Source organism: Nocardioides sp. BE266 (assembly GCF_031457855.1).
GTDB lineage: Bacteria > Actinomycetota > Actinomycetes > Propionibacteriales > Nocardioidaceae > Nocardioides.
Genome location: NZ_JAURTI010000001.1, coordinates 152,634 through 173,389, shown reverse-complemented (window position 1 = coordinate 173,389; position 20,756 = coordinate 152,634). Strand labels below are relative to the sequence as shown.

At 70.7% G+C, this 20,756-nt stretch carries 25 protein-coding genes; 20 read left to right on the top strand and 5 right to left on the bottom strand.

The genetic code is table 11. The features are described 5' to 3' along the window. Window positions 1-3: 3 nt before the first annotated feature. The 12 genes from J2X46_RS00855 to J2X46_RS00800 all read left to right on the top strand — a co-directional run bounded on the left by J2X46_RS00855 (window position 4) and on the right by J2X46_RS00800 (window position 9,606). Window positions 4-1,230, top strand: coding sequence for an MraY family glycosyltransferase (locus J2X46_RS00855; protein ID WP_310245701.1), 1,227 nt, complete (start codon window positions 4-6; stop codon window positions 1,228-1,230). Window positions 1,231-1,304: 74 nt separating this feature from the next. Next, window positions 1,305-1,820, top strand: coding sequence for a hypothetical protein (locus tag J2X46_RS00850; RefSeq protein ID WP_310245699.1), 516 nt, complete (start codon window positions 1,305-1,307; stop codon window positions 1,818-1,820). A gap of 29 nt (window positions 1,821-1,849) precedes the next feature. Further along, window positions 1,850-2,074, top strand: coding sequence for an AtpZ/AtpI family protein (locus J2X46_RS00845; RefSeq protein WP_310245696.1), 225 nt, complete (start codon window positions 1,850-1,852; stop codon window positions 2,072-2,074). Between the two features lie 12 nt (window positions 2,075-2,086). Beyond that, on the top strand, window positions 2,087-2,884 hold the full coding sequence (gene atpB, locus J2X46_RS00840; RefSeq protein WP_310245692.1) for a F0F1 ATP synthase subunit A: 798 nt from the start codon (window positions 2,087-2,089) through the stop codon (window positions 2,882-2,884). 101 nt (window positions 2,885-2,985) lie between these two features. After that, complete coding sequence (atpE, locus tag J2X46_RS00835; protein ID WP_236404967.1) at window positions 2,986-3,171, top strand: ATP synthase F0 subunit C; 186 nt, start codon at window positions 2,986-2,988, stop codon at window positions 3,169-3,171. Window positions 3,172-3,205: 34 nt separating this feature from the next. After that, window positions 3,206-3,787, top strand: coding sequence for a F0F1 ATP synthase subunit B (locus J2X46_RS00830; RefSeq protein WP_310245687.1), 582 nt, complete (start codon window positions 3,206-3,208; stop codon window positions 3,785-3,787). Further along, window positions 3,787-4,581 (top strand): F0F1 ATP synthase subunit delta, encoded by a 795-nt coding sequence (locus J2X46_RS00825; RefSeq protein WP_310245686.1) that lies wholly within the window; start codon window positions 3,787-3,789, stop codon window positions 4,579-4,581. Before J2X46_RS00830 ends, J2X46_RS00825 begins: the two co-directional genes overlap by 1 nt. Before the next feature lie 62 nt (window positions 4,582-4,643). Next, window positions 4,644-6,284 carry a F0F1 ATP synthase subunit alpha gene (gene atpA / locus J2X46_RS00820; RefSeq protein WP_310245685.1) on the top strand — a complete coding sequence of 547 codons (1,641 nt, stop codon included), beginning with the start codon at window positions 4,644-4,646 and terminating at the stop codon, window positions 6,282-6,284. A gap of 4 nt (window positions 6,285-6,288) precedes the next feature. Beyond that, complete coding sequence (locus J2X46_RS00815; RefSeq protein ID WP_310245683.1) at window positions 6,289-7,206, top strand: F0F1 ATP synthase subunit gamma; 918 nt, start codon at window positions 6,289-6,291, stop codon at window positions 7,204-7,206. Between the two features lie 5 nt (window positions 7,207-7,211). Then, a complete protein-coding gene (atpD, locus tag J2X46_RS00810) occupies window positions 7,212-8,669 on the top strand; it encodes a F0F1 ATP synthase subunit beta (protein WP_310245680.1) in 1,458 nt (485 codons plus the stop codon). Further along, window positions 8,669-9,073, top strand: a complete 405-nt coding sequence (locus tag J2X46_RS00805; protein WP_310245677.1) for a F0F1 ATP synthase subunit epsilon — start codon at window positions 8,669-8,671, stop codon at window positions 9,071-9,073. Before atpD ends, J2X46_RS00805 begins: the two co-directional genes overlap by 1 nt. Before the next feature lie 89 nt (window positions 9,074-9,162). After that, window positions 9,163-9,606 carry a DUF2550 domain-containing protein gene (locus J2X46_RS00800; RefSeq protein ID WP_310245674.1) on the top strand — a complete coding sequence of 148 codons (444 nt, stop codon included), beginning with the start codon at window positions 9,163-9,165 and terminating at the stop codon, window positions 9,604-9,606. Here J2X46_RS00800 and J2X46_RS00795 read toward each other — a convergent pair. Then, window positions 9,603-10,583 (bottom strand): LacI family DNA-binding transcriptional regulator, encoded by a 981-nt coding sequence (locus J2X46_RS00795; protein WP_310245671.1) that lies wholly within the window; start codon window positions 10,581-10,583, stop codon window positions 9,603-9,605. The genes J2X46_RS00800 and J2X46_RS00795 overlap by 4 nt on opposite strands. A gap of 77 nt (window positions 10,584-10,660) precedes the next feature. Here J2X46_RS00795 and J2X46_RS00790 point away from each other — a divergent pair, with 77 nt between their 5' ends. After that, window positions 10,661-11,830, top strand: a complete 1,170-nt coding sequence (locus J2X46_RS00790; protein ID WP_310245669.1) for an MFS transporter — start codon at window positions 10,661-10,663, stop codon at window positions 11,828-11,830. 5 nt (window positions 11,831-11,835) lie between these two features. On the opposite strand, the gene J2X46_RS00785 is transcribed toward J2X46_RS00790, so the two are convergent. Then, a complete protein-coding gene (locus J2X46_RS00785; RefSeq protein WP_310245667.1) occupies window positions 11,836-12,810 on the bottom strand; it encodes a sensor domain-containing diguanylate cyclase in 975 nt (324 codons plus the stop codon). 88 nt (window positions 12,811-12,898) lie between these two features. Then, window positions 12,899-13,483 (bottom strand): cob(I)yrinic acid a,c-diamide adenosyltransferase, encoded by a 585-nt coding sequence (locus tag J2X46_RS00780; protein ID WP_310245665.1) that lies wholly within the window; start codon window positions 13,481-13,483, stop codon window positions 12,899-12,901. A gap of 132 nt (window positions 13,484-13,615) precedes the next feature. Here J2X46_RS00780 and J2X46_RS00775 point away from each other — a divergent pair, with 132 nt between their 5' ends. The 5 genes from J2X46_RS00775 (at window position 13,616) to J2X46_RS00755 (ending at window position 17,858) form a co-directional block, all read left to right on the top strand. After that, the gene (locus J2X46_RS00775; RefSeq protein ID WP_310245663.1) at window positions 13,616-13,924 is read left to right on the top strand and encodes an STAS domain-containing protein; all 309 of its coding nucleotides are present in this window, start codon (window positions 13,616-13,618) and stop codon (window positions 13,922-13,924) included. Between the two features lie 76 nt (window positions 13,925-14,000). Next, window positions 14,001-16,031, top strand: a complete 2,031-nt coding sequence (locus tag J2X46_RS00770; protein WP_310245661.1) for a protein meaA — start codon at window positions 14,001-14,003, stop codon at window positions 16,029-16,031. A gap of 21 nt (window positions 16,032-16,052) precedes the next feature. After that, window positions 16,053-16,958: an FAD-dependent oxidoreductase gene (locus J2X46_RS00765; protein ID WP_310245659.1), complete on the top strand. Its 906-nt coding sequence runs from the start codon at window positions 16,053-16,055 to the stop codon at window positions 16,956-16,958. After that, window positions 16,951-17,562 carry a histidine phosphatase family protein gene (locus tag J2X46_RS00760; protein WP_310245657.1) on the top strand — a complete coding sequence of 204 codons (612 nt, stop codon included), beginning with the start codon at window positions 16,951-16,953 and terminating at the stop codon, window positions 17,560-17,562. The genes J2X46_RS00765 and J2X46_RS00760 overlap by 8 nt, the downstream gene beginning before the upstream one ends. A gap of 77 nt (window positions 17,563-17,639) precedes the next feature. Further along, entirely contained in the window at window positions 17,640-17,858 is a 219-nt protein-coding gene (locus tag J2X46_RS00755; protein WP_310245655.1) for a hypothetical protein, read from the top strand. 3 nt (window positions 17,859-17,861) lie between these two features. Here the strand turns inward: J2X46_RS00755 and J2X46_RS00750 are convergent, their stop codons facing one another. Beyond that, window positions 17,862-18,311, bottom strand: coding sequence for a DUF952 domain-containing protein (locus J2X46_RS00750; RefSeq protein ID WP_310245653.1), 450 nt, complete (start codon window positions 18,309-18,311; stop codon window positions 17,862-17,864). A 17-nt stretch (window positions 18,312-18,328) separates the two neighbouring features. Here J2X46_RS00750 and J2X46_RS00745 point away from each other — a divergent pair, with 17 nt between their 5' ends. Next, window positions 18,329-18,940, top strand: a complete 612-nt coding sequence (locus J2X46_RS00745) for a 3'-5' exoribonuclease domain-containing protein (protein WP_310245651.1) — start codon at window positions 18,329-18,331, stop codon at window positions 18,938-18,940. Here the strand turns inward: J2X46_RS00745 and nucS are convergent. Further along, complete coding sequence (nucS, locus tag J2X46_RS00740) at window positions 18,937-19,623, bottom strand: endonuclease NucS (protein ID WP_310245649.1); 687 nt, start codon at window positions 19,621-19,623, stop codon at window positions 18,937-18,939. The genes J2X46_RS00745 and nucS overlap by 4 nt on opposite strands. A gap of 38 nt (window positions 19,624-19,661) precedes the next feature. On the opposite strand from nucS, the gene J2X46_RS00735 reads away from it, so the two are divergent. Continuing rightward, window positions 19,662-20,753 carry a GNAT family N-acetyltransferase gene (locus J2X46_RS00735; protein WP_310245646.1) on the top strand — a complete coding sequence of 364 codons (1,092 nt, stop codon included), beginning with the start codon at window positions 19,662-19,664 and terminating at the stop codon, window positions 20,751-20,753. The last annotated feature ends 3 nt before the right edge of the window (window positions 20,754-20,756 follow it).

The following is a 20,756-nucleotide window of genomic DNA, read 5'->3' as shown; positions in this document are numbered from 1 at the left end:
CGCGTGCGGGAGTACCTCCTCGTCTTCCTGGTCGCCGTGTCGGTGACCTACCTCCTCACCGTCATCGCCCGGGAGATCGCGCTGCGCACCGGTGCGGTCGCGGCGGTCCGCGACCGCGACGTGCACGCCGAGCCGATTCCCTACCTCGGCGGCCTCGCGATGCTCGGCGGCCTGTGCGCGGCCTACGTCGTGGCCCGCGAGCTCCCGTTCCTCGGTGGCCGCAGCGAGGTCTTCGTCTTCAAGGACGCCGGGGTGGTGCTCCTCGCGGGCGCGCTGGTGTGCGCGGTCGGCGTCATCGACGACATCTTCGAGCTCGACGCGCTCACCAAGCTCGGCGGCCAGGTGCTCGCCGCCGGCATCCTCTACGCGCTGGGTGTGCGGTTCTACTACTTCCCCAGCCCCGACGGGACGCTGTTCTCGCTCGACGACGCCCAGAGCGCGGTCCTCACCCTTGTCGTGGTGATCGGGACCATGAACGCCGTCAACTTCGTCGACGGCCTCGACGGCCTGGCAGCCGGGGTGGTCGGCATCGGCGCCGCGGCCTTCTTCCTCTACTGCTACACGCTCTCGGCGACCAACAACCTCAACCTGGCCACGACCGGAGCGCTGCTGAGCGCGGCCCTCGCCGGCGCGTGCGCGGGGTTCCTCCCGCACAACTTCCACCCGGCGCGCCTCTTCATGGGCGACTCCGGGTCGATGCTGATCGGTCTGGTCCTGTCGGCGAGCGCGCTCACGCTCACCGGCCAGTTCTTCGGGATGCCCAGCACCGAGGGCAACAGCCTCTTCGTCACGGTGCTGCCGCTGCTCCTGCCGATCTCCCTGCTGATGGTGCCGATGACCGACATGGTCCTCGCGGTCGTACGACGCACGCGCGCGGGCCGGTCGCCGATGAGTGCCGACAAGCAGCACCTCCACCACCGGCTCCTGGAGATCGGCCACTCGCAGCGCCGCGCGGTGCTGATCATGTGGATGTGGGCCTTCACGCTCGCCACCGGCGCCGTCATCGTCAGCCTCTCCGACGACCCGCTGGTGTGGGTCGGTCTCGGCACGATGCTCGCCCTGACGATCCTGCTGACCTTCGTCCTGCCCAAGGTGCACCGGCCGCGCAAGACCGGCCTCGGTGACACGGGCCTGCCCGAGAACGCCGCCCTGGAGGGTCGCGCTGACAGCCCGGATGCGGCATGGTCGGAGGCGCAGCACGAGCCCGAGGAGCAGGTCCCGGGACCCTGATTGGAGGGGGTCCGGGACTTTGTGATAGTTTTCACGAGCAGTCAGAACTGACCCACAACGGACAGGCCGCCGCCATGACGACCGAGTCGAAGCAGGACACCCGCAGAGGGTTGTCGCCGCTCCTCGGTGCGTTGGGCGCAGGTGCGGTCGCCGTCCTCGTCCTGGTGCTCGCCGCTGCGCTCGCCTCCGACCGCGCCGCGGTCGCCGGTGCCGCCGGCGGGGGAGTGCTGACGCTCGCGGTGTTCGCGCTCGGGGTGGCGGTGGTGACCGTGGTCGCCCGCCTGATGCCGTCAGCGTCGCTGCTGGTCGCCCTCATGACGTACGCCCTCCAGCTCCTCGTGCTGGGCCTCTGCATCGCTGCCATCGAGCGGGCCGACGTGGGCGCCGAGGACCTCTCGCGCGGCTGGTTCGCTGCCGGCGTCATCGCGGTGACGCTGCTCTGGGTCACCGGCCAGCTGGTGGCGGCCACGCGCCAGCGGATCCCGGCCTACGAGCTGCCCTCCGGGACGGCTCGCGACGCTGCCCCCGGCACCGCTCCCAGCACCGCTCCCAGCGACGAGTTGGTGGACCACCCCGGGGGTGAGCGATGACCGATTCCGCTGCTAGTGTGCGGACCGCGATGGCTCGACAGCTTCCCCCGACGGCCGGACCCGACGACACCCCCAAGGGCGACCCCTGGCACGCCTTCGGCTACGTCGTGTCGGGTGTGGCCCTCTACGGTCTCGCTGGCTGGGCACTCGATCGGTGGCTCGGTACGGAGTTCCTCGTGGCGATCGGCATCCTGATCGGTGCCGGCTTCGGGATCTACATGACATACGCACGGTTCAACAAGGCAAGCCAGTAGGAGACTGACTCGATGTTCGGCACCACGATGGCTGCGTCCGGCGACGAATTCGTCGCCCCGGGACCCAACAGCTTCGACTTCTCCGAGGTCGCGCTGTTCCACATCGGTGACACCGCGGTCACCAAGCCCATGGTCCAGCTGGTCCTCGGCGCGGTCGTGGTCTTCGTCTTCTTCTACGCGGCGTTCCGCCGCGCCACCCTGGTGCCGGGCCGCCTCCAGTTCGCCGGCGAGAGCGCCTACGGCATGGTCCGCAACTCGATCGGCCGCGACATCATCGGCAGCCACGACTTCATCAAGTTCGTCCCCTACCTGGTGACGATCTTCTTCTTCATCCTGGTCAACAACGCCTTCGCGTCGATCCCGGGCATCCAGTTCCCGACCTTCTCGCGCGCCTCGATGGCCTACGCGCTGGCCGCGCTCAGCTGGGTGATCTACAACGCCGTCGGCATCAAGAAGCACGGCCTCCTCGGCTACCTCAAGCTCCAGAGCGTCCCGAGCGGCGTGAGCCCGGTGATGTACCCGCTCCTGGTCCCGCTGGAGTTCTTCTCCAACATCCTGGTCCGACCGGTCACGCTGGCCCTCCGTCTCTTCGCCAACATGTTCGCGGGCCACCTGCTGCTCATCCTGTTCTCCACCGGCGGCCTCTTCCTGCTGGAGTACGGCGGCATCGGCTACGTCGCCGGTCCCCTCGCCTGGGTGCTCGCGATCGCGATCTCGTTCCTCGAGCTCCTGGTCCAGTTCCTGCAGGCCTACGTCTTCACCCTGCTCAACGCGATGTACATCTCCGGCGCCCTCGCCGACGAGCACTGAGCGCCGAGCACCACCCCGATTTCCCACTTCTCCACCCAGAGCCCAATCAGGGCTCGAGCAGAAACAACCGAAAGGAAAAAGCCGTGGAAGGCTCCCTCAACATGGTCGGTTACGGTCTCGCTGCGATCGGCCCCGGTGTCGGTATCGGCCTGATCTTCGCCGCCTACATCTCCGGTGTCGCGCGTCAGCCCGAGGCCCAGAGCCGCCTGCAGTCGATCGCCATCCTGGGCTTCGCCCTGGCCGAGGCGCTCGCCATCATCGGTATCGCGCTCGCGTTCGTCCTCTGACACGACCCGCTTGCACGACTGACGAAGGACTGCCATGCAGAATCTGATCTTCCTCGCGGAAGGAACCGAGCCCACCGAGGGCGGCCACGCCCCGGAGAACCCGCTCGGCTTCGTGCCCGTCGAGGCCGCCCTGTCGCTGGTCGTCTTCGGCCTGCTGCTGTTCCTCATCTGGAAGTTCGTGGCTCCGCGCTTCGAGCAGACCTTCGCCGAGCGCACGCAGGCGATCGAGGGTGGCATCGCCGCAGCCGAGTCCAAGCAGGCCGAGGCCGACGCCAAGCTCGCCGAGCTCGAGAAGCAGCTCGCGGACGCCCGCCACGAGGCGGCGCGCATCCGCGAGGAGGCGCGCGAGCAGGGCGCCCAGATCGTCGCGGAGATGCGGGAGGCGGCCCAGGCCGAGTCCGCCCGCATCGTCGAGCACGGCAAGACGCAGATCGAGGCCGAGCGCCAGCAGGCGGTCACCTCGCTCCGTGCCGAGGTGGGCTCCCTCGCGACCGGCCTGGCCGGTCGCATCGTGGGCGAGAGCCTCGAGGACGAGGCTCGCCAGAGCCGCGTGGTCGAGCGCTTCCTCGCCGACCTGGAGGCCCAGGGCGGCGCCACGTCGGGGAGCGTCAACTGATGATGCGAGGTGCGTCCGCAGACGCCTACGCCGCGGCGGCCCAGGTGCTGCCCGGCACGGGCGACCTGCGCAAGGTGGGTCAGGACCTGTTCGGCACTGCGGACCTGTTCCGCGCCGAGCCGGGCCTGCGCCGCGTCGCCACCGACGTGTCGGTCCCCGGTGAGGCCAAGGCCGGACTGGTCCGCGACGTGCTGAGCGGCAAGGTGGCAGACGAGGCCCTCGAGGTCGTCACCACCGCGGTCGCCCAGCGGTGGACCGCCGCCCGCGACCTCGCCGACGCGCTCGAGCAGCTCGGCGTGGTCGCCGTGGTCCGGTCCTCGGCCGACCAGGCCGACCGCCTCGAGGACGAGCTCTTCGCGGTGGGCCAGCTGGTCCAGGGCAGCCCGGAGCTGCGCGAGGCGCTCTCCGACCCGGCTCGCAGCCGGGAGGACAAGTCCGGTCTGGTGAGCGGACTGCTGGCCGACAAGGTCCTGCCGGCGACGGTCTCCCTGGTGCAGCAGGCGCTCTCGGGCAGCCACCGCACCGTCGGGGTCGCGCTCGGCGAGTACCAGAAGGTGGCCGCGGAGGTCCGCGAGCAGCGGGTCGCCACGGTGCGCGTCGCCCGGCCCCTGGCCGAGGCCGACCGCGAGCGGTTGCAGGCGGTGCTCTCGCGCACCTACGGCCGCACGGTGCACCTCAACGTCGTCGTCGACCCCGAGGTCATCGGCGGCATCCGGGTCGACATCGGTGACGACGTCATCGACGGGACGGTCGCGAGCCGCCTCGACGACGCCGGGCGCAAGCTCGCCGGCTGACCCACCAGATCCACAGACCCCACAAGTTCTTTCGAGCAGACCCAGAGAAACAGGTGAGTGAAATGACGGAGCTGTCCATCCGTCCGGACGAGATCCGGGACGCGCTGCAGCGCTTCGTGTCGGACTACAAGCCCGAGTCGGCGACCACGGAAGAGGTCGGCACCGTCGCGGAGGCCGCTGACGGCATCGCCCGCGTGAGCGGACTGCCCTCGGTCATGGCCAACGAGCTGCTCGAGTTCGAGGACGGCACGCTGGGCATCGCCCTGAACCTCGACACCCGCGAGATCGGCGTCGTCGTCCTCGGTGACTTCGACAAGATCGAGGAGGGCCAGTCGGTCCGCCGTACGGGCGAGATCCTCTCGGTCCCCGTCGGCGACGGCTACCTCGGCCGCGTCGTCGACCCCCTCGGCAACCCGATCGACGGCCTCGGCGACGTCGAGACCACCGGTCGTCGTCCCCTGGAGCTCCAGGCCGCGACCGTGATGGAGCGCAAGTCGGTCCACGAGCCGCTCGCCACCGGCATCAAGGCCATCGACGCGATGACCCCGATCGGCCGTGGCCAGCGCCAGCTGATCATCGGTGACCGCGCCACCGGCAAGACCACCATCGCGATCGACACGATCATCAACCAGAAGCAGAACTGGGAGTCCGGCGACCCGGACAAGCAGGTGCGCTGCATCTACGTCGCCATCGGCCAGAAGGGCTCGACCATCGCCTCCGTGCGTGGCGCCCTCGAGGAGGCCGGCGCCCTGGAGTACACCACCATCGTGGCCTCCCCGGCGTCCGACTCCGCCGGCTTCAAGTACCTCGCCCCCTACACCGGCTCGGCCATCGGCCAGCACTGGATGTACGAGGGCAAGCACGTCCTGATCGTCTTCGACGACCTGACCAAGCAGGCCGAGGCCTACCGCGCCGTGTCGCTGCTGCTGCGCCGCCCGCCGGGCCGCGAGGCCTACCCGGGTGACGTCTTCTACCTGCACAGCCGGCTGCTCGAGCGCTGCGCGAAGCTCTCCGACGCCATGGGCAAGGGCTCGATGACCGGCCTGCCGATCATCGAGACCAAGGCCAATGACGTCTCGGCGTTCATCCCGACCAACGTCATCTCGATCACCGACGGCCAGATCTTCCTGCAGTCGGACCTGTTCGCGGCCAACCAGCGTCCCGCCATCGACGTGGGTGTCTCGGTCTCGCGCGTGGGTGGCTCGGCCATGACCAAGGCGATGAAGGCCGTCACCGGCTCGCTCAAGGTCGACCTGGCGCAGTTCCGCGCGATGGAGGCGTTCGCCATGTTCGCCTCCGACCTCGACGCGGCCTCGCGCCAGCAGCTCGACCGCGGCCAGCGCCTGATGGCCCTGCTCAAGCAGCCGCAGTACTCGCCGTACCCCGTCGAGGAGATGACCGCCTCGCTGTGGCTCGGCACCACCGGCCGCCTCGACAAGGTCCCCACCGACGACGTCCTGCGCTTCGAGCACGAGTTCCTGGACTACCTGCGCCGCAGCCACGAGGGCATCCTCGCGGGCATCCGGGAGACCACGAAGTTCGACGACGACGCCGAGGCCGAGCTCACCGCGGCCTACGACTCCTTCCTCGACCAGTTCGAGACTTCCGACGGCCAGAGCATCAAGGCCGGCAAGGAAGAGCACGTCGCCCTCGAGGACGAGGACGTCGAGCAGGAGCAGATCGTCAAGCAGAAGCGGGGCTGACGCAATGGCTCTCTCGGTACGCGAGTACCGCGCGCGGATCAAGTCGACGGAGTCGATGAAGAAGATCACGCGTGCCATGGAGCTCATTGCTGCGTCGCGGATCATCAAGGCACAGCAGCGGGCCCAGGCGGCAGCGCCGTACGCCCGTGAGCTGACGCGTGCGGTGTCGGCCGTGGCGACGTTCTCCAACGTCGACCACGCGCTGACCACCGAGCCGGAGGACCCCAAGCGGGCCGCCGTGCTCGTGGTCACCTCCGACCGCGGCCTGGCCGGCGCCTACTCCTCGAGCGTCCTCAAGGAGGCCGAGCGCCTCGTCGAGAAGCTCAAGAGCGAGGGCAAGGACGTCGACCTCTACGTCAGCGGTCGCAAGGGCGAGGCCTACTTCAAGTTCCGCCAGCGCGCCGTCGTGCAGGCGTGGACGGGCTTCTCCGACCAGCCGACCTACGACGTGGCGGCCGAGATCGGCGCCACGCTGATCGAGGCCTTCCTGGGCGAGACCGGCACCGACGAGGTCGCCGTGGACGAGGTCCACGTCGTCTACACGCGGTTCCGCTCGATGCTCAGCCAGGAGCCCACCGCCGTACGCCTGCTCCCGCTGGAGGTCGTCGAGGGCACCGAGGCGCCCGAGAAGGACGACCTGCTGCCGCTCTACGAGTTCGAGCCGTCTCCCTCCGAGGTGCTCGACTCGCTGCTCCCGCGCTACGTCCAGAGCCGGATCTTCTTCGCCCTGCTACAGGCGGCCGCCTCCGAGCTGGCCGCTCGCCAGAAGGCGATGAAGTCCGCCACGGACAACGCCGACGAGCTCATCAAGAAGTACACCCGAATCGCCAACCAGGCCCGCCAGGCCGGCATTACCCAGGAAATCAGCGAGATCGTCGGTGGCGTCAACGCCCTTGCCGACGCCAACGCCGGGAGTGAGTGAGAGAAATGACTGCCACTGTTGAAGAGACCCAGACCTCCGGCAACGCCGGCTCGGCCGGTCGCATCACGCGCGTCATCGGCCCGGTCGTGGACATCGAGTTCCCGACCGACGCGATGCCGGCGATCTACAACGCCCTCAAGGTCGACCTGACCCTGGGTGGCGAGACCACGACCATCACGCTCGAGGTCGCCCAGCACATCGGCGACGGCATGGTCCGCGCCATCTCGATGAAGCCCACCGACGGCCTGGTCCGTGGCGCGCAGGTGACCGACACCGGTGAGTCGATCACCGTGCCGGTCGGCGACGCGACCCTCGGCAAGGTGTTCAACACCACCGGCGAGTGCCTCAACCTCGAGGAGGGCGAGACCCTCGAGGTCAAGGAGCGGTGGGGCATCCACCGCAAGGCCCCGGCCTTCGACCAGTTGGAGTCCAAGACCCAGATGTTCGAGACCGGCATCAAGGTCATCGACCTCCTGACCCCCTACGTCCAGGGTGGAAAGATCGGCCTGTTCGGTGGCGCCGGCGTCGGCAAGACCGTGCTGATCCAGGAGATGATCGCCCGCGTCGCCAAGGACCACGGTGGTGTGTCGGTGTTCGCCGGTGTCGGCGAGCGCACCCGTGAGGGCAACGACCTCATCGTCGAGATGGAGGAGGCCGGCGTCATCGGCCAGACCGCCCTCGTCTTCGGCCAGATGGACGAGCCGCCGGGCACCCGCCTGCGCGTCGCCCTCTCGGCGCTGACCATGGCGGAGTACTTCCGTGACGTGCAGAAGCAGGACGTGCTGCTCTTCATCGACAACATCTTCCGCTTCACCCAGGCCGGCTCCGAGGTCTCCACGCTGCTCGGCCGCATGCCGTCCGCGGTGGGCTACCAGCCCAACCTCGCCGACGAGATGGGCCAGCTCCAGGAGCGCATCACCTCGACGCGTGGTCACTCGATCACCTCGATGCAGGCGATCTACGTCCCCGCCGACGACTACACCGACCCGGCCCCGGCCACGACCTTCGCGCACCTCGACGCGACGACCGAGCTCTCGCGAGAGATCGCCTCGCTCGGCATCTACCCGGCCGTGGACCCGCTGACGTCGACCTCGCGGATCCTCGACCCGCAGTACATCGGCGACGACCACTACCGCTGCGCCGTCCGGATCAAGCAGATCCTGCAGCGCAACAAGGAGCTCCAGGACATCATCGCGATCCTCGGTGTCGACGAGCTCTCCGAGGAAGACAAGATCATCGTCTCCCGCGCCCGTCGCATCCAGCGCTTCCTCTCGCAGAACACCTACGTCGCCAAGCAGTTCACCGGCATCGAGGGTTCGACCGTCCCGGTGGCCGACACCATCGAGGCGTTCAACAAGATCGCTGACGGCGAGTACGACCACGTGGCCGAGCAGGCCTTCTTCATGTGCGGCGGTCTGGACGACGTCGAGCAGAAGTGGGCCGAGATCCAGAAGAGCCTCTGATGGCCGAGTCGACCGACAAGGTCCTCCAGGTCGAGCTGGTCGCTGCGGACCGGCTCGTCTGGTCGGGCCAGGCCACCATGGTCATCGCCCGCACCACCGAGGGCGACGTCGGCATCCTGCCCAACCACGCGCCGCTGCTGTCCTCGATCATCGAGGGCGTCGTCGACGTGCAGACGGTGGAGGGTGAGACCTGGGTCGCGGCGGTCGACGCCGGCTTCCTGTCGGTGGCCGACAACCGCGTCTCGATCCTCTCCGAGCGGGCCGAGATGTCGCACGAGATCGACCTCGAGCAGGCACGCCAGGAGCTCGAGCGCTGCAAGCAGGCCGGCGAGAACGACGACGAGGCGCAGGAGAAGGTTCGCCGCGCCGAGGCGCGCGTCCGCGCCGCGGAGCGGGCCTCCTGACGAGGTCCTCCGCACGACCGCTAGGGTGAGCGCACGAACCACACGGTTCGTGCGCTCACCTTTGTTCTGTCGGCGTGTGGAGGGTGTGGATGCCGGTCTGGGAGTGGATGCTCGACGTCGTCGGGCTCGCCCTGCTGCTGGCCCTGCTCTACGGCATCTCGCTGATCGTCCGACGCCGCTTCCTCGCCCGCAACGGCGGCACCTTCGAGCTGAGCTACCGCGTCCGCACCGAGCACCCCGGGCGCGGCTGGCTGCTCGGCATCGGCCGCTACTCCGGGCAGTCGCTGGAGTGGTTCCGGATCTTCTCGCTGTCCCCGCGCCCCAAGCGCGTCTGGGCGCGTGACCACCTCGAGTACTCCGGGCGACGGGCGCCGGCCGGGACCGAGGAGATGTCGCTGTACGACGGCCACGTGGTCGCCGCGTGCCACTACGCCGGCGAGCCGCTGGAGATCGCGATGAGCGAGGCGTCGCTCACCGGCTTCCAGGCCTGGCTCGAGTCGGGTCCTCCCGGCACCGACTGGAACCGGCGCTAGTCCTCCCGGGCCGGCCCGGTGGACTCACCGACACGCAGCCTCACGGGGAGCAGCACGTCAGCGACGTCCTCGCCGTCGACCCGGGCCAGCGCCGCCTCGGCCGTGGCACGGCCCTTGTCGGCGATCGGCTGGACCACGGTCGTGAGCTCGAGGTCGAGCCACGGCGTCGCCACGCCGTCGAAGCCCGCGACGCTCAGGTCCTCGGGCACCCGCAGCCCGCGGCGGCGCGCCTCGATGACCACCGCCGCAGCCTGGACGTCGCTCTGGCAGACCACGGCCGTCACGTCGGGACCGGTGTCGAGGTAGCCGGCCACGATCGCCTGCGCCGCCTCGTGGTCGCTCGGGCACGCACCGATCGTGTTCGCGTCGGGGAAGACGTCCCGGATGCCGGCCTCACGCTCACGCTGCGGGTGCGACGCCTCGAGGGTGAGGAGGGCGACCCGGCGGTGCCCGAGGTCGTGCAGGTGCTCGGCCAGGGCGGCCGACCCGCCACGGTGGTCGACGTCGACGAACGTCGTGCCGGGCCACGCGGGGCCCTCGACGACGACCATCGGCACGTCGCGCGCCACCAGGTCGTCGTACGGAGCCCAGGTCTCGCGGCCGCAGTTGTCGTAGATGACCGCGTCGAGGGGGAGCCGGCTCTGCTCGTCGCCGTCGGCCATCAGCAGCAGGCCGACGCCGGCCGACTCGAGGACCTCGGAGACGGCGTCGAGCATCGGGAGCGCGGCGGGATCGCGGAACGCGGTGCTGAGGCGGCCGACGGCGATGCCGACGACTCCGCTGCGGCCCTGGCGCAGGTTGCGGGCGAGCGGGTTGGGGCCGGTGTAGCCCAGCGAGGAGGCGGCGTCGAGCACCCGCGCCCGGGTCGACTCGGAGACCGGCTTGTTGCCGGAGAAGGCGAGCGACGCCGTCGACAACGACACCCCGGCGGCCGCGGCCACGTCGGCGAGGGTCGGACTGCGAGTTGTCCCGGACACGGGGGAGAGGTTAGCATCGAATCGATTCGATCGAAACGTTTCGCCGCGAGCGCGGCGGACCCCTGCAAGGAGCGCCCGTGCCCACCCTGACCGCCGCCCGCAACGCCGTCGGGCTGTCGTTCTTCCTCAACGGGCTGGTGTTCAGCAGCTGGGTCTCGCGCATCCCCGAGGTCAGGTCCAGCTTCGACCTGACCAACGGCCAGCTGGGCCTGGTGCTCCTCGCGATCGCCCTCGGCTCGGTGCTCGCGCTGCCGACCAGCGGCGCCCTGATCAACCGGTGGGGGACCGTCCGCATCGTCCGTTTCGGCTCCACTGCGGCGACCGCCGGCATGCTCACCGCGGCGCTCGGGCTCGGGCACGTGCTGCCCGTGACGGTCGCCGGGCTCTTCGTCTACGGCCTCGGCATCGGCGTCTGGGACGTGGCGATGAACGTCGAGGGGGCCGAGGTCGAGCGCGGACTGCGGCGCACGATCATGCCGCGCTTCCACGCCGGCTTCAGCGGCGGCACCGTCATCGGCGCGCTCCTGGGCGTGCTCCTGATCGAGCTCTCCGTCCCGTCCGCGGTGCACCTCGTCGTGATCGTCGTGCTGGCGCTGCTGCTCGTCTGGCGCACGTCGCCCTCGTTCCTGCCGGTGGCGGAGTCCCACGAGGAGCAGCGGACCTCCGCCGCCCGTGCGTGGCTCGAGCCGCGCACGCTGCTGATCGGCGTGATGGTGCTGGCGCTCGCGATGACCGAGGGCACGGCCAACGACTGGCTCGCGGTCGCCCTCGTCGACGGCCACGACGTCTCCCACGCCACGGGCGTCGCCGGCTTCGCGGTGTTCGTGCTCGCGATGACCGCTGGCCGGTTCGCGGGCACCGGCCTGATCGACCGCTTCGGCCGGGTGCTCGTGCTCTGGGGCACGATGGCGCTCGCCGGGGCCGGTGTGCTGCTGATCGTCTTCGCCGACCAGCCGGGCCTCGTGGTCCTCGGCATCGTGCTGTGGGGCGTCGGCGCCTCGCTCGGGTTCCCGGTCGGGATGAGCGCGGCGGCCGACGACCCGGTGCGCGCCGCGTCGCGGGTCAGCGTGGTGTCGACCATCGGCTACGCCGCGTTCCTCGCCGGCCCGCCGTTCCTCGGCTTTGTCGGCGACCAGGTGGGCACCCTCAAGGCGCTGCTGGTGGTCGCCGTGCTGCTGATGCCCGCCGCGCTGGTCGTGCCGTCGGCACGGGAGCAGCGTGACGACCGGGCGCCCGCGACCCACTAGGAGGGTCAGCGGCGCCCGCGCTTGTCGGTGTACATCGCCGCGTCGGCGGCGGCCTCGGTCCCGGCCATCGTGCCGACCTGGTCCAGGGTGGCCCAGCCGATGCCGGCGGACAGGCCGGCCTCGGTCAGGTCGGAGCGCAGCCGCTGTGCGACAGGAGCGACCTCGTCGGCAGTCGTCTGCGGGCACAGCACGGCGAACTCGTCCCCACCGAGCCGGGCCACCACGTCGGTGCGGCGGCAGCCCGACCCGATCACCTCGGCGGCCAGCCGCAGCATCGCGTCGCCTGCTGCGTGGCCCTCGCGGTCGTTGACCTCCTTGAGGCCGTCGAGGTCGAGCATGATGATGCTTGCGTGGTCGCCCAGTCGGTGGTGCCGCGCCTCCTCGAGCTCGCACGCCCGGCGCCAGGCGCGTCGGTTGCGCAGGCCGGTCAGCAGGTCGGTCTCCGCCTCCTGGACGGTCGCCTCGAGCTGGCGTGACAGCCACATCGCCTGGTCGTCCAGGTTGCGCACGACCGAGAGCATCTGTCCCAGCAGCTCGAGCAGAGGGGTGTGCTCGGTGAAGGAGTCGGCCCGCACCTCGGAGTCGATGCCGCACACGGTGCCGAAGAGCGTGTTGTCACTGTTGAACAGCGGGATGCCGACGTAGCTGGCGACGGACAGCGCACGAGCGGCGGAGTTGTCGGCGTACTGCCGCACCCGGGACACGTCGGGGGCCACGCGAGGCCCGCCGTGCTCCCACATGGAGTGGCACAGGGAGTCCTGCCACGCGGGCCCGTCGCCGACGGCCAGGTCGAGGTCGTTGGGGGTGACGTCGAGGTAGACCTGTCGGCCGTCGATGACGCGGGAGACCGTCCAGAACTCCATCGGCACCTGCTGCTGCAGGTAGTCCAGGACCAGGCGGGTGGCCTCGTCGAAGGTGGACACCCCGGACAGGCGGGGGATCGCGGACGCGACGGATGGTGCGTTGTACTGCACGGACACGGCTCTCCTCGAGATGGTCAGGACCGAGTGCAGTCCATTGTGGGCCACCGGCAACGGGCTTCGGGCCGGAATCCGGCGGAGGGGTGGCTCAGCGCTCGCCGCCGGGCACCCACAGCACGTCGCCGTTCTCCCGGTTCGCGTGGCGGGCCAGGATGAAGAGCAGGTCGGAGAGGCGGTTGAGGTAGGTGATCGCCAGCAGGTTCATGGTCGCCTCGTGCTCGGCCCAGGCCGCCCACGCGGCGCGCTCCGCACGGCGTACGACGGTGCGCGCGACGTGGAGGTGGGCCGCCGCGACCGTGCCGCCGTTGAGGATGAACGAGCGCAGGGCCGGCAGCGACTCGTTGTAGTGGTCGCACCACGCCTCGAGCCGCTCGACGTAGTCCTGCTCGACGCGCAGCGGCGGGTACTTCGGGTCGGGGACGACGGGCGTGGAGAAGTCGGCGCCGACGTCGAACAGGTCGTTCTGCACCCGGGTCAGCACCGCGACCACGTCGTCCTCGAGGCCACCGTCGGCCGCCGCGTGGGCGAGCGCCACCCCGATGTGCGCGTTGCTCTCGTCGACGCAGGCGTAGGCCTCGAGCCGGAGGTCGGTCTTCGCCGTCTCGCTCATGTCGCCGAGCCGGGTGCTCCCTGCGTCGCCGGTGCGGGTGTAGATGCGCGTCAGGTTGACCATGCTCGGGAGCCTATCGGTGGGGGACTCGCCGAAAAGATCAGGCATCGATGCAACCGGACGGGGTACAACTGCGTCCTAGGAGTGACAGCGGTCACGGCCCTGGCGTCGGGGGACGCCGGTGAGGAGCACCAGATGGACATCGTCTCGGACGGTCACACGCTTGTCCTGCAGGGCGCCTTCGACGTGCGCAGCACCTCGGAGGTCCGCAACGCGATCTACGAGCACCTCGAGGGGCTCGACGACGACGTCGTCATCGACATGACCGACGTGACCACCATCGACCTCACGGCCCTGCGCCTGCTCGCGGTGGCGACCCGGCACGCCTGGCTGACCGGTCACCACCTCACCGTGCGCAACCCCGGGCCGGCCGTGCGCCGGATGGCCCACCTCGCGCGGCTCGCCCACGCGATCGAGGTCGAGCGGGCCGCCGCGACCGCCTGACCAGCCCTCCGGGCTGAGGTTGTTGTCACATTCCTGGCCGGTGACTGGCGGGTAACGAGCGTCCTACCCTGTCGCCATGACGGAATCTCCGGGCAACACTGCGGGCAGCTCCTCGGCCAAGGACCGCCCCTGGGTGATGCGCACCTACGCCGGCCACTCGACGGCCGAGGCGTCCAACGCGCTCTACCGCACCAACCTGGCCAAGGGCCAGACCGGCCTCAGCGTGGCGTTCGACCTGCCCACCCAGACCGGCTACGACCCCGACAGCCCGCTGAGTCGCGGCGAGGTCGGCAAGGTCGGCGTACCCGTCCCGCACCTGGGTGAGATGCGCAAGCTCTTCACCGACATCCCGCTCACGGAGATGAACACCTCCATGACCATCAACGCGACGGCCATGTGGCTTCTCGCGATGTACCAGGTCGTCGCCGAGGAGCAGAACCCTGACCTCTCGCCCGACGAGGTCGCGCACCTGCTCGCCGGCACGACCCAGAACGACATCATCAAGGAGTACCTCTCCCGCGGGACCTACGTCTTCGGGCCCGAGGCGTCGCTGCGCCTGATCGCCGACATGATCGCCTACACGGTCCACGAGATCCCCAAGTGGAACCCGATCAACATCTGCAGCTACCACCTGCAGGAGGCCGGCGCGACGCCCGTGCAGGAGCTGGCGTACGCCCTGTGCACCGCGATCGCCGTGCTCGACCAGGTCAAGAACTCCGGGCAGGTCTCCGACGACGACTTCGAGAAGGTCGTCGGCCGGATCTCCTTCTTCGTCAACGCGGGCGTCCGCTTCATCGAGGAGACCTGCAAGATGCGGGCCTTCGTGCAGCTGTGGGACGAGATCACCCGCGAGCGCTACGGCGTCACCGACCCCAAGATGCGGCGCTTCCGCTACGGCGTGCAGGTCAACTCGCTCGGCCTCACCGAGGCGCAGCCGGAGAACAATGTCCAGCGCATCGTGCTGGAGATGCTCGGCGTGACGCTCTCCAAGGACGCGCGCGCCCGCGCCGTGCAGCTGCCCGCCTGGAACGAGGCGCTCGGCCTGCCGCGACCGTGGGACCAGCAGTGGTCGCTGCGCTTCCAGCAGGTGCTCGCCTTCGAGTCCGACCTGCTGGAGTACGACGACATCTTCGCCGGCAGCCACGTGATCGAGGCCAAGGTCGCCGAGCTCGTGGAGGGCGCCAAGGCCGAGATCGACCGGGTGCAGGCCATGGGCGGCGCGATCGCTGCTGTCGAGTCCGGCTACATGAAGCAGAACCTGGTCTCCGCCCACGCCGCCCGCCGCGCCCGGATCGAGTCGGGCGAGGAGGTGATCGTCGGCGTCAACAAGTTCGAGACCACCGAGCCGTCGCCGCTCACCGCCGACCTCGACTCCGCGATCCAGGCCGCCGACCCCGAGGCCGAGCGGTCGGCGCTCGCGAGCCTCGAGGCGTGGAAGGCCCAGCGCGACGAGTCCGAGGTCACCGAGGCGCTGGCCGCGCTCGCGGCGGCCGCCAAGACCGACGCCAACCTGATGCGGCCGACCCTCGCGGCTGCCCGTGCCGGCGCCACCACGGGGGAGTGGGCCGGCGCGCTGCGTGAGGTCTTCGGCGAGTTCCGCGCCCCCACGGGGGTCTCGGGTGCCGTCGGGGTGGCCGAGGCAGGTGCCGAGCTGAGCGCGGTGCGCGACCGGGTGAAGGCCACCGGCGAGGAGCTGGGCGGTCGCCTGCGCGTGCTCGTCGGCAAGCCGGGCCTCGACGGGCACTCCAACGGCGCCGAGCAGGTCGCCGTACGGGCACGCGACGCGGGCTTCGAGGTGATCTACCAGGGCATCCGCCTGACCCCGGAGCAGATCGTCGCGGCCGCCGTGGCCGAGGACGTGCACCTCGTGGGCCTCTCGATCCTCTCCGGGTCCCACATGGAGCTGGTGCCCGACGTGCTCGACGGCCTCGAGGCCGCGGGCCTCGGCGACCTCCCGGTCATCGTCGGCGGCATCATCCCGAGCTCGGACGCGAAGGCACTCATCGAGCGCGGGGTCGCCGCCGTCTACACGCCCAAGGACTTCGGCCTGACCGAGATCATGGACGGCTTCGTCGACGTGATCCGCACGGCCAACGACCTGGACTGACCTGCTGGCACACTGCAGGTCATGCGACGCGTGATCGTGGTGGGGGCCGGCGTGGTCGGGCTGGCGTGCGCGGTGCGGCTGCTCGAGGCCGGGCACCGGGTCGACGTGGTCGCCCGCGACCTGCCGCTCGAGACGACGTCGGCGATCGCCGCGGCGCTCTGGTACCCCTACCGCGCGCTGCCGCAGGACCGCGTCACTGCCTGGTCCAAGGCGTCGTACGACGTCTTCGCCGGGCTGGCCGCCGACGAGCGGACCGGGGTGCGGATGCTCACCGGCACCGAGGTGCTGCGGAGCCACCAGCCCGATCCGTGGTGGCGCGCGGCCGTGCCGGCGCTCGACCGGGAGACCGCGCTGCCGGCCGGGTACGCCGACGGCTGGACGTTCGTCGCACCGGTGGTCGACATGCCGGTCCACCTGCGGTGGCTGGCGGCACGGGTCGAGGAGCTCGGCGGCACCCTCACCCGGATGAACCTCTCGTCGCTCCCGGACGACGGCACGCTCGTGGTCAACGCAACCGGTCTCGGGGCGCGGCACTTCGGCGCCGACCCGTCGGTCCACCCCGTCCGCGGCCAGGTGGTGGTCGTCGAGCAGGTCGGCCTCGACCGCTGGACGCTGGACGGGAGCGGGCTCACCTATGTCGTGCCGCGGGGCTCGGAGATCGTGGTGGGCGGCACCGACGTCGAGGGGGAGTGGAGCCGGACGCCCGACCCGGAGGTCGCCGAGCAGGTGCTGCACCGCGCGACCGCGCTCGTCCCCGAGCTCGAGGGTGCGCGGGTGCTGCGCCACAAGGTCGGGCTGCGGCCGGCCCGGCCCGAGGTCCGGCTCGAGCGCGTCGGGGAGGTCGTCCACTGCTACGGCCACGGCGGCGCCGGGGTGACCCTGGCGTGGGGCTGCGCGGCCGACGTGGTGGGGTTGGCCGGTGACTGACCTCCAGTGCGCCGCCCGGGTCTTCGTGGCCCGGCACGGCGAGGCCGCCTACGAGAGCGAGCTGCTCAGCGACGCCGGGGGCTGGCTGACCCCGCTCGGCCGCGAGCAGGCCCGGCGGCTGGCTGCCGACGTGGGGCCCGAGCGGATCTCGCGGGTGTGGACCAGCGACATGGCGCGCGCCGTCCAGACCGGCGAGATCGTCGCCGCCCAGCTCGGCGTCGACGTCGTCGTACGCACGGGGCTGCGCGAGTTCGGCGTCGGTGACGCGGCGGGCACCACCGGTGACCCCGACCCGTTCGCTGCGACGTTCGCCGCCTGGCTCGACGGCGAGCTCGACGCCCGGATCCCGGGCGGGGAGAGCGGCCACGAGGTCGTCGACCGCTACCGGGCTGTCCTCGAGGAGGTCGCCGACACCCATCGCGGGGAGGGCGTGCTTGTCGTGAGCCATGGAGGCGTCATGTGCATGGCGCTCTCGGCGCTGTCCCGCAACCTGACGATGGCCCACAGCCGCGACCTCCCGATGCCCAACGGCGGGGTGGTGGCGCTGGAGGCCGACGCCGACGGCTGGGTGGCGCGCTCCTGGGCAGGCACCCCTCTCGCGTGAGAGTGGGCGGGATGCTGGGTCGACACCAGGCAAGACGCTAGGTAAGGCTTCCCTAACCGTGCTGTAGTCTGCGGCGCGTGGGCAAGACCAAGAGCGCTTCGAAGAAGGCGGCCAAGGCGAAGATCGCCAAGCTGCCGAAGAAGAAGTGCTGCGTGTCCTCGACCAAGTGCGGACGCTGCCCGCTGCGGATGCTCAAGGAGGGCACGCTGCCCCCGGGCTACACCGTCAAGAAGCGCAAGCTGGTCAAGGTCGAGGTCATGGCCAAGAGCGGCAAGAAGGGCAAGAAGGCCGCCTGAGTCTCAGGCCAGCCGCTGGACGAGCAGCACCACGACGGCGATGAGCGCCATCACGAGCAGGGCGAGGCCCATCCGCCGGGCCATCTCCTTCACCCACAGCGACATCACGGACTCCACCGCGCCGGTCCGGCTCAGCGGGGCGACGTCGACAACGGCCCGGCGATTGATCGGGCCGTAGACGTGCGGGTAGGTGTCGTCGCCCACGGGCTCCACCCGGACCTCCGACTCGAGGCGCGTGGTGTCGATGGTGAGCAGGACCAGGTCCTCGTGCAGGGAGCGGTAGTAGCGGTCGAAGACGCCCTGCACCTGCTCGCGCCGGCTGGCGTGGATGAAGCCCTCCTCCTCGAGGGTCACCCCCACGGTCGAGGTGGTGTAGGTGCCGCTCCCGAGCGTCCGGCGCCAGTCCGCCGCCGTGGCGATGTGGAAGATGCGCTCGGGAGGGCTCGCGGTCACCGTGCGAGGGTAGCGACATGGCTGAGCAGCAGGGCGCGGGACGCGTCTACGTCGTGACCGACATCGAGGTGGACGGCTTCGTCCCGGGGGCGAACTCCATGCTGGCGCTCGCGAGCGTCGCGGTGACTGCCTCGGGCGACCTGGTGGGCGAGTTCGAGGCGGTGCTCGAGACGTTGCCCGGCGCCCAGGCGAACCCGGCGACGTGGGAGTGGTGGCTGAGCCAGCCGCCGGAGGTGCTGGCGGCCTCCACCGAGGGCGCCCGACCCGTGCCCGAGGTGATGGCGGAGTACGTCGCCTGGGTGCAGGGCCTGCCGGAGCGTGAGTTCGTCGCCTCGCCCCTCGGCTTCGACGGGACCTACGTCGACAGCTACCTGCGCCGCTTCACGTCGTACGGCCTCGCCCAGGGTCCCGACGAGACCGACCGCCTCTTCCACGGGGCGGGCCTGTGCCTCAAGAGCCTCGCGTGCGGGCTGGTCGGCGGCGACCCGGCCACCTTCACGGTGCACGACCTCCCGAGGGAGTGGTTCGGCGACGTGCCGCACACCCACCGCGCGATCGACGACGCCCGGGGCTACGCGAACCTCCTCGTCGAGGTGCTGCGCCGCTCGCGCGACCGGGCCGGCGTCTAGAACAGTCGGTGCTCGGCGTCGTCCATGCCGCGGAGGGCGTCGTAGTCGACGAGGGCGCAGGCGATGCCGCGGTCGGTGGCGAGCACGCGGGCCTGGGGCTTGATCTCCTGGGCGGCGTAGATGCCGCGGACCGGGCCCTTGCTGGTGAGCATCGGGTCGCGGTTCAGGAGCTCGAGGTAGCGGGTGAGCTGCTCGACGCCGTCGATCTCCCCGCGGCGCTTGATCTCGACCGCGACCGAGAGGCCGTCGGCGTCGCGGCACATCAGGTCGACGGGGCCGATGGCGGTCATGAACTCCCGGCGCACCAGGGTGAGCCCCTCGGCGAGCGTGGTGGGGTGCTCGGCGAGGAGCTCCTGGAGGTGCTTCTCGACGCCGTCCTTCTGCAGGCCGGGGTCGACGCCGAGGTCGTGGGACGAGTCGTGGAGCACCTCGTCGATGAGGATGCGCAGGGTGTCGTCGGACTTCGTCGCCGTCACCAGCCACTCGGGCCGGCCGTCCTCGGAGACGCCTTCGCGCACCGTGCACGGCGGTGACATCCAGTTGAGCGGCTTGTAGGAGCCGCCGTCGGAATGGATCAGCACGGAGCCGTCCGACTTGAGCATCAGGACGCGGGTGGCGAGCGGCAGGTGGGCCGAGAGCCGTCCGGCGTAGTCCACCTGGCAGCGTGCGACGACCAGCCTCATGAATACAGCCTCACGACGGGCGAATCTACAGTGACCTCGTGACCGACCACGCAGTACGCCCCGCGCGGGCGCGCGACCTCCCTCTTCTCGCCGCGATCGAGGACTCCGGCCTGCCGATGTTCGAGGAGGTCCTCGGCGACCTCACCGGAGATCCTCTCGCCTCCCCGGCCGTCAGCGGGCGCGAGCGGGCGGCCGAGCCGGGCTTCATCCTGGTCGCCGGCGACCCGGCTGTGGGCTTCGCCCACGTGCGCGACCTCGAGTCCCACGCACACCTCGACCAGATCTCCGTGCACCCCGACCACGCCCGCCGCGGGATCGGGACCGCGCTGCTGGAGGCGGCGGCCGAGCGAGCCGCGCTCAAGGGCCACGGCACGCTCACCCTGACGACGTACGCCGACCTGGCGTGGAACGCGCCGTTCTACGCCCGGCACGGCTTCGTCGAGGTCTCCGGCGACGAGCCGCGGACGGCCAGCCAGCTCGCGATCTCCGAGGCGGAGGAGGCGCTCGGCCTGGCGCGCCACGGCCGCCGGATCTGGATGCGACGAGTGCTGCGCACCCACCGGACGGCGGCGGAGCTCACCGCGTTCCTCCCCGTCCTCGACGCCGCGCCGCGCGACATCGGCGTGCTGCGGGCGGTCGTGCGGCGGCCGGCGGCGGGGGAGCGCGAGGTGCTGGAGGTCGGGCACCTGGACGTGACCGACGGCCTGGTCGGCGACACCTGGGCCGTCCGGGGGAGCAGGAACACCCCTGACGGGTCGGCCCACCCCGACATGCAGCTCAACATCATGAGCCAGCCGCTGGTCGAGTTCCTCGCCCAGGACCCCGAGCGCGAGCGGCTGGCCGGCGACCAGATGTTCGTCGACCTCGACCTGTCCCACGCCAACCTGCCTGCGTGGAGCGAGCTGCACATCGGCGGTCCCGAGGGGGCCGTGGTCGTGGTGACCGAGCAGCCGCACAACGGCTGCGCCAAGTTCATCGCCCGCTTCGGCAAGGAGGCGATGACCTTCGTCAACGGCCCGGAGGGCAAGCCGAGGCGGCTGCGCGGGCTGTGCGCGAAGGTGGTGCGCCCGGGTCCGGTGCGACCCGGCGACGAGGTGGTCGTCGTACGCCCCGGCCCGTCCGGAGAGTGACGG

Bases quoted from the DNA above. Each gene is read 5' to 3' on its own strand.
- J2X46_RS00850 (WP_310245699.1), top strand. From the start codon at position 1,305: ATGACGACCGAGTCGAAGCAGGACACCCGCAGAGGGTTGTCGCCGCTC.
- J2X46_RS00845 (WP_310245696.1), top strand. From the start codon at position 1,850: ATGGCTCGACAGCTTCCCCCGACGGCCGGACCCGACGACACCCCCAAG.
- atpB (WP_310245692.1), top strand. From the start codon at position 2,087: ATGTTCGGCACCACGATGGCTGCGTCCGGCGACGAATTCGTCGCCCCG.
- atpE (WP_236404967.1), top strand. From the start codon at position 2,986: ATGGTCGGTTACGGTCTCGCTGCGATCGGCCCCGGTGTCGGTATCGGC.
- J2X46_RS00830 (WP_310245687.1), top strand. From the start codon at position 3,206: ATGCAGAATCTGATCTTCCTCGCGGAAGGAACCGAGCCCACCGAGGGC.
- J2X46_RS00825 (WP_310245686.1), top strand. From the start codon at position 3,787: ATGATGCGAGGTGCGTCCGCAGACGCCTACGCCGCGGCGGCCCAGGTG.
- atpA (WP_310245685.1), top strand. From the start codon at position 4,644: ATGACGGAGCTGTCCATCCGTCCGGACGAGATCCGGGACGCGCTGCAG.
- J2X46_RS00815 (WP_310245683.1), top strand. From the start codon at position 6,289: ATGGCTCTCTCGGTACGCGAGTACCGCGCGCGGATCAAGTCGACGGAG.
- atpD (WP_310245680.1), top strand. From the start codon at position 7,212: ATGACTGCCACTGTTGAAGAGACCCAGACCTCCGGCAACGCCGGCTCG.
- J2X46_RS00805 (WP_310245677.1), top strand. From the start codon at position 8,669: ATGGCCGAGTCGACCGACAAGGTCCTCCAGGTCGAGCTGGTCGCTGCG.
- J2X46_RS00800 (WP_310245674.1), top strand. From the start codon at position 9,163: ATGCCGGTCTGGGAGTGGATGCTCGACGTCGTCGGGCTCGCCCTGCTG.
- J2X46_RS00780 (WP_310245665.1), bottom strand. From the start codon at position 13,483: ATGGTCAACCTGACGCGCATCTACACCCGCACCGGCGACGCAGGGAGC.
- J2X46_RS00775 (WP_310245663.1), top strand. From the start codon at position 13,616: ATGGACATCGTCTCGGACGGTCACACGCTTGTCCTGCAGGGCGCCTTC.
- J2X46_RS00770 (WP_310245661.1), top strand. From the start codon at position 14,001: ATGACGGAATCTCCGGGCAACACTGCGGGCAGCTCCTCGGCCAAGGAC.
- J2X46_RS00765 (WP_310245659.1), top strand. From the start codon at position 16,053: ATGCGACGCGTGATCGTGGTGGGGGCCGGCGTGGTCGGGCTGGCGTGC.
- J2X46_RS00745 (WP_310245651.1), top strand. From the start codon at position 18,329: ATGGCTGAGCAGCAGGGCGCGGGACGCGTCTACGTCGTGACCGACATC.
- nucS (WP_310245649.1), bottom strand. From the start codon at position 19,623: ATGAGGCTGGTCGTCGCACGCTGCCAGGTGGACTACGCCGGACGGCTC.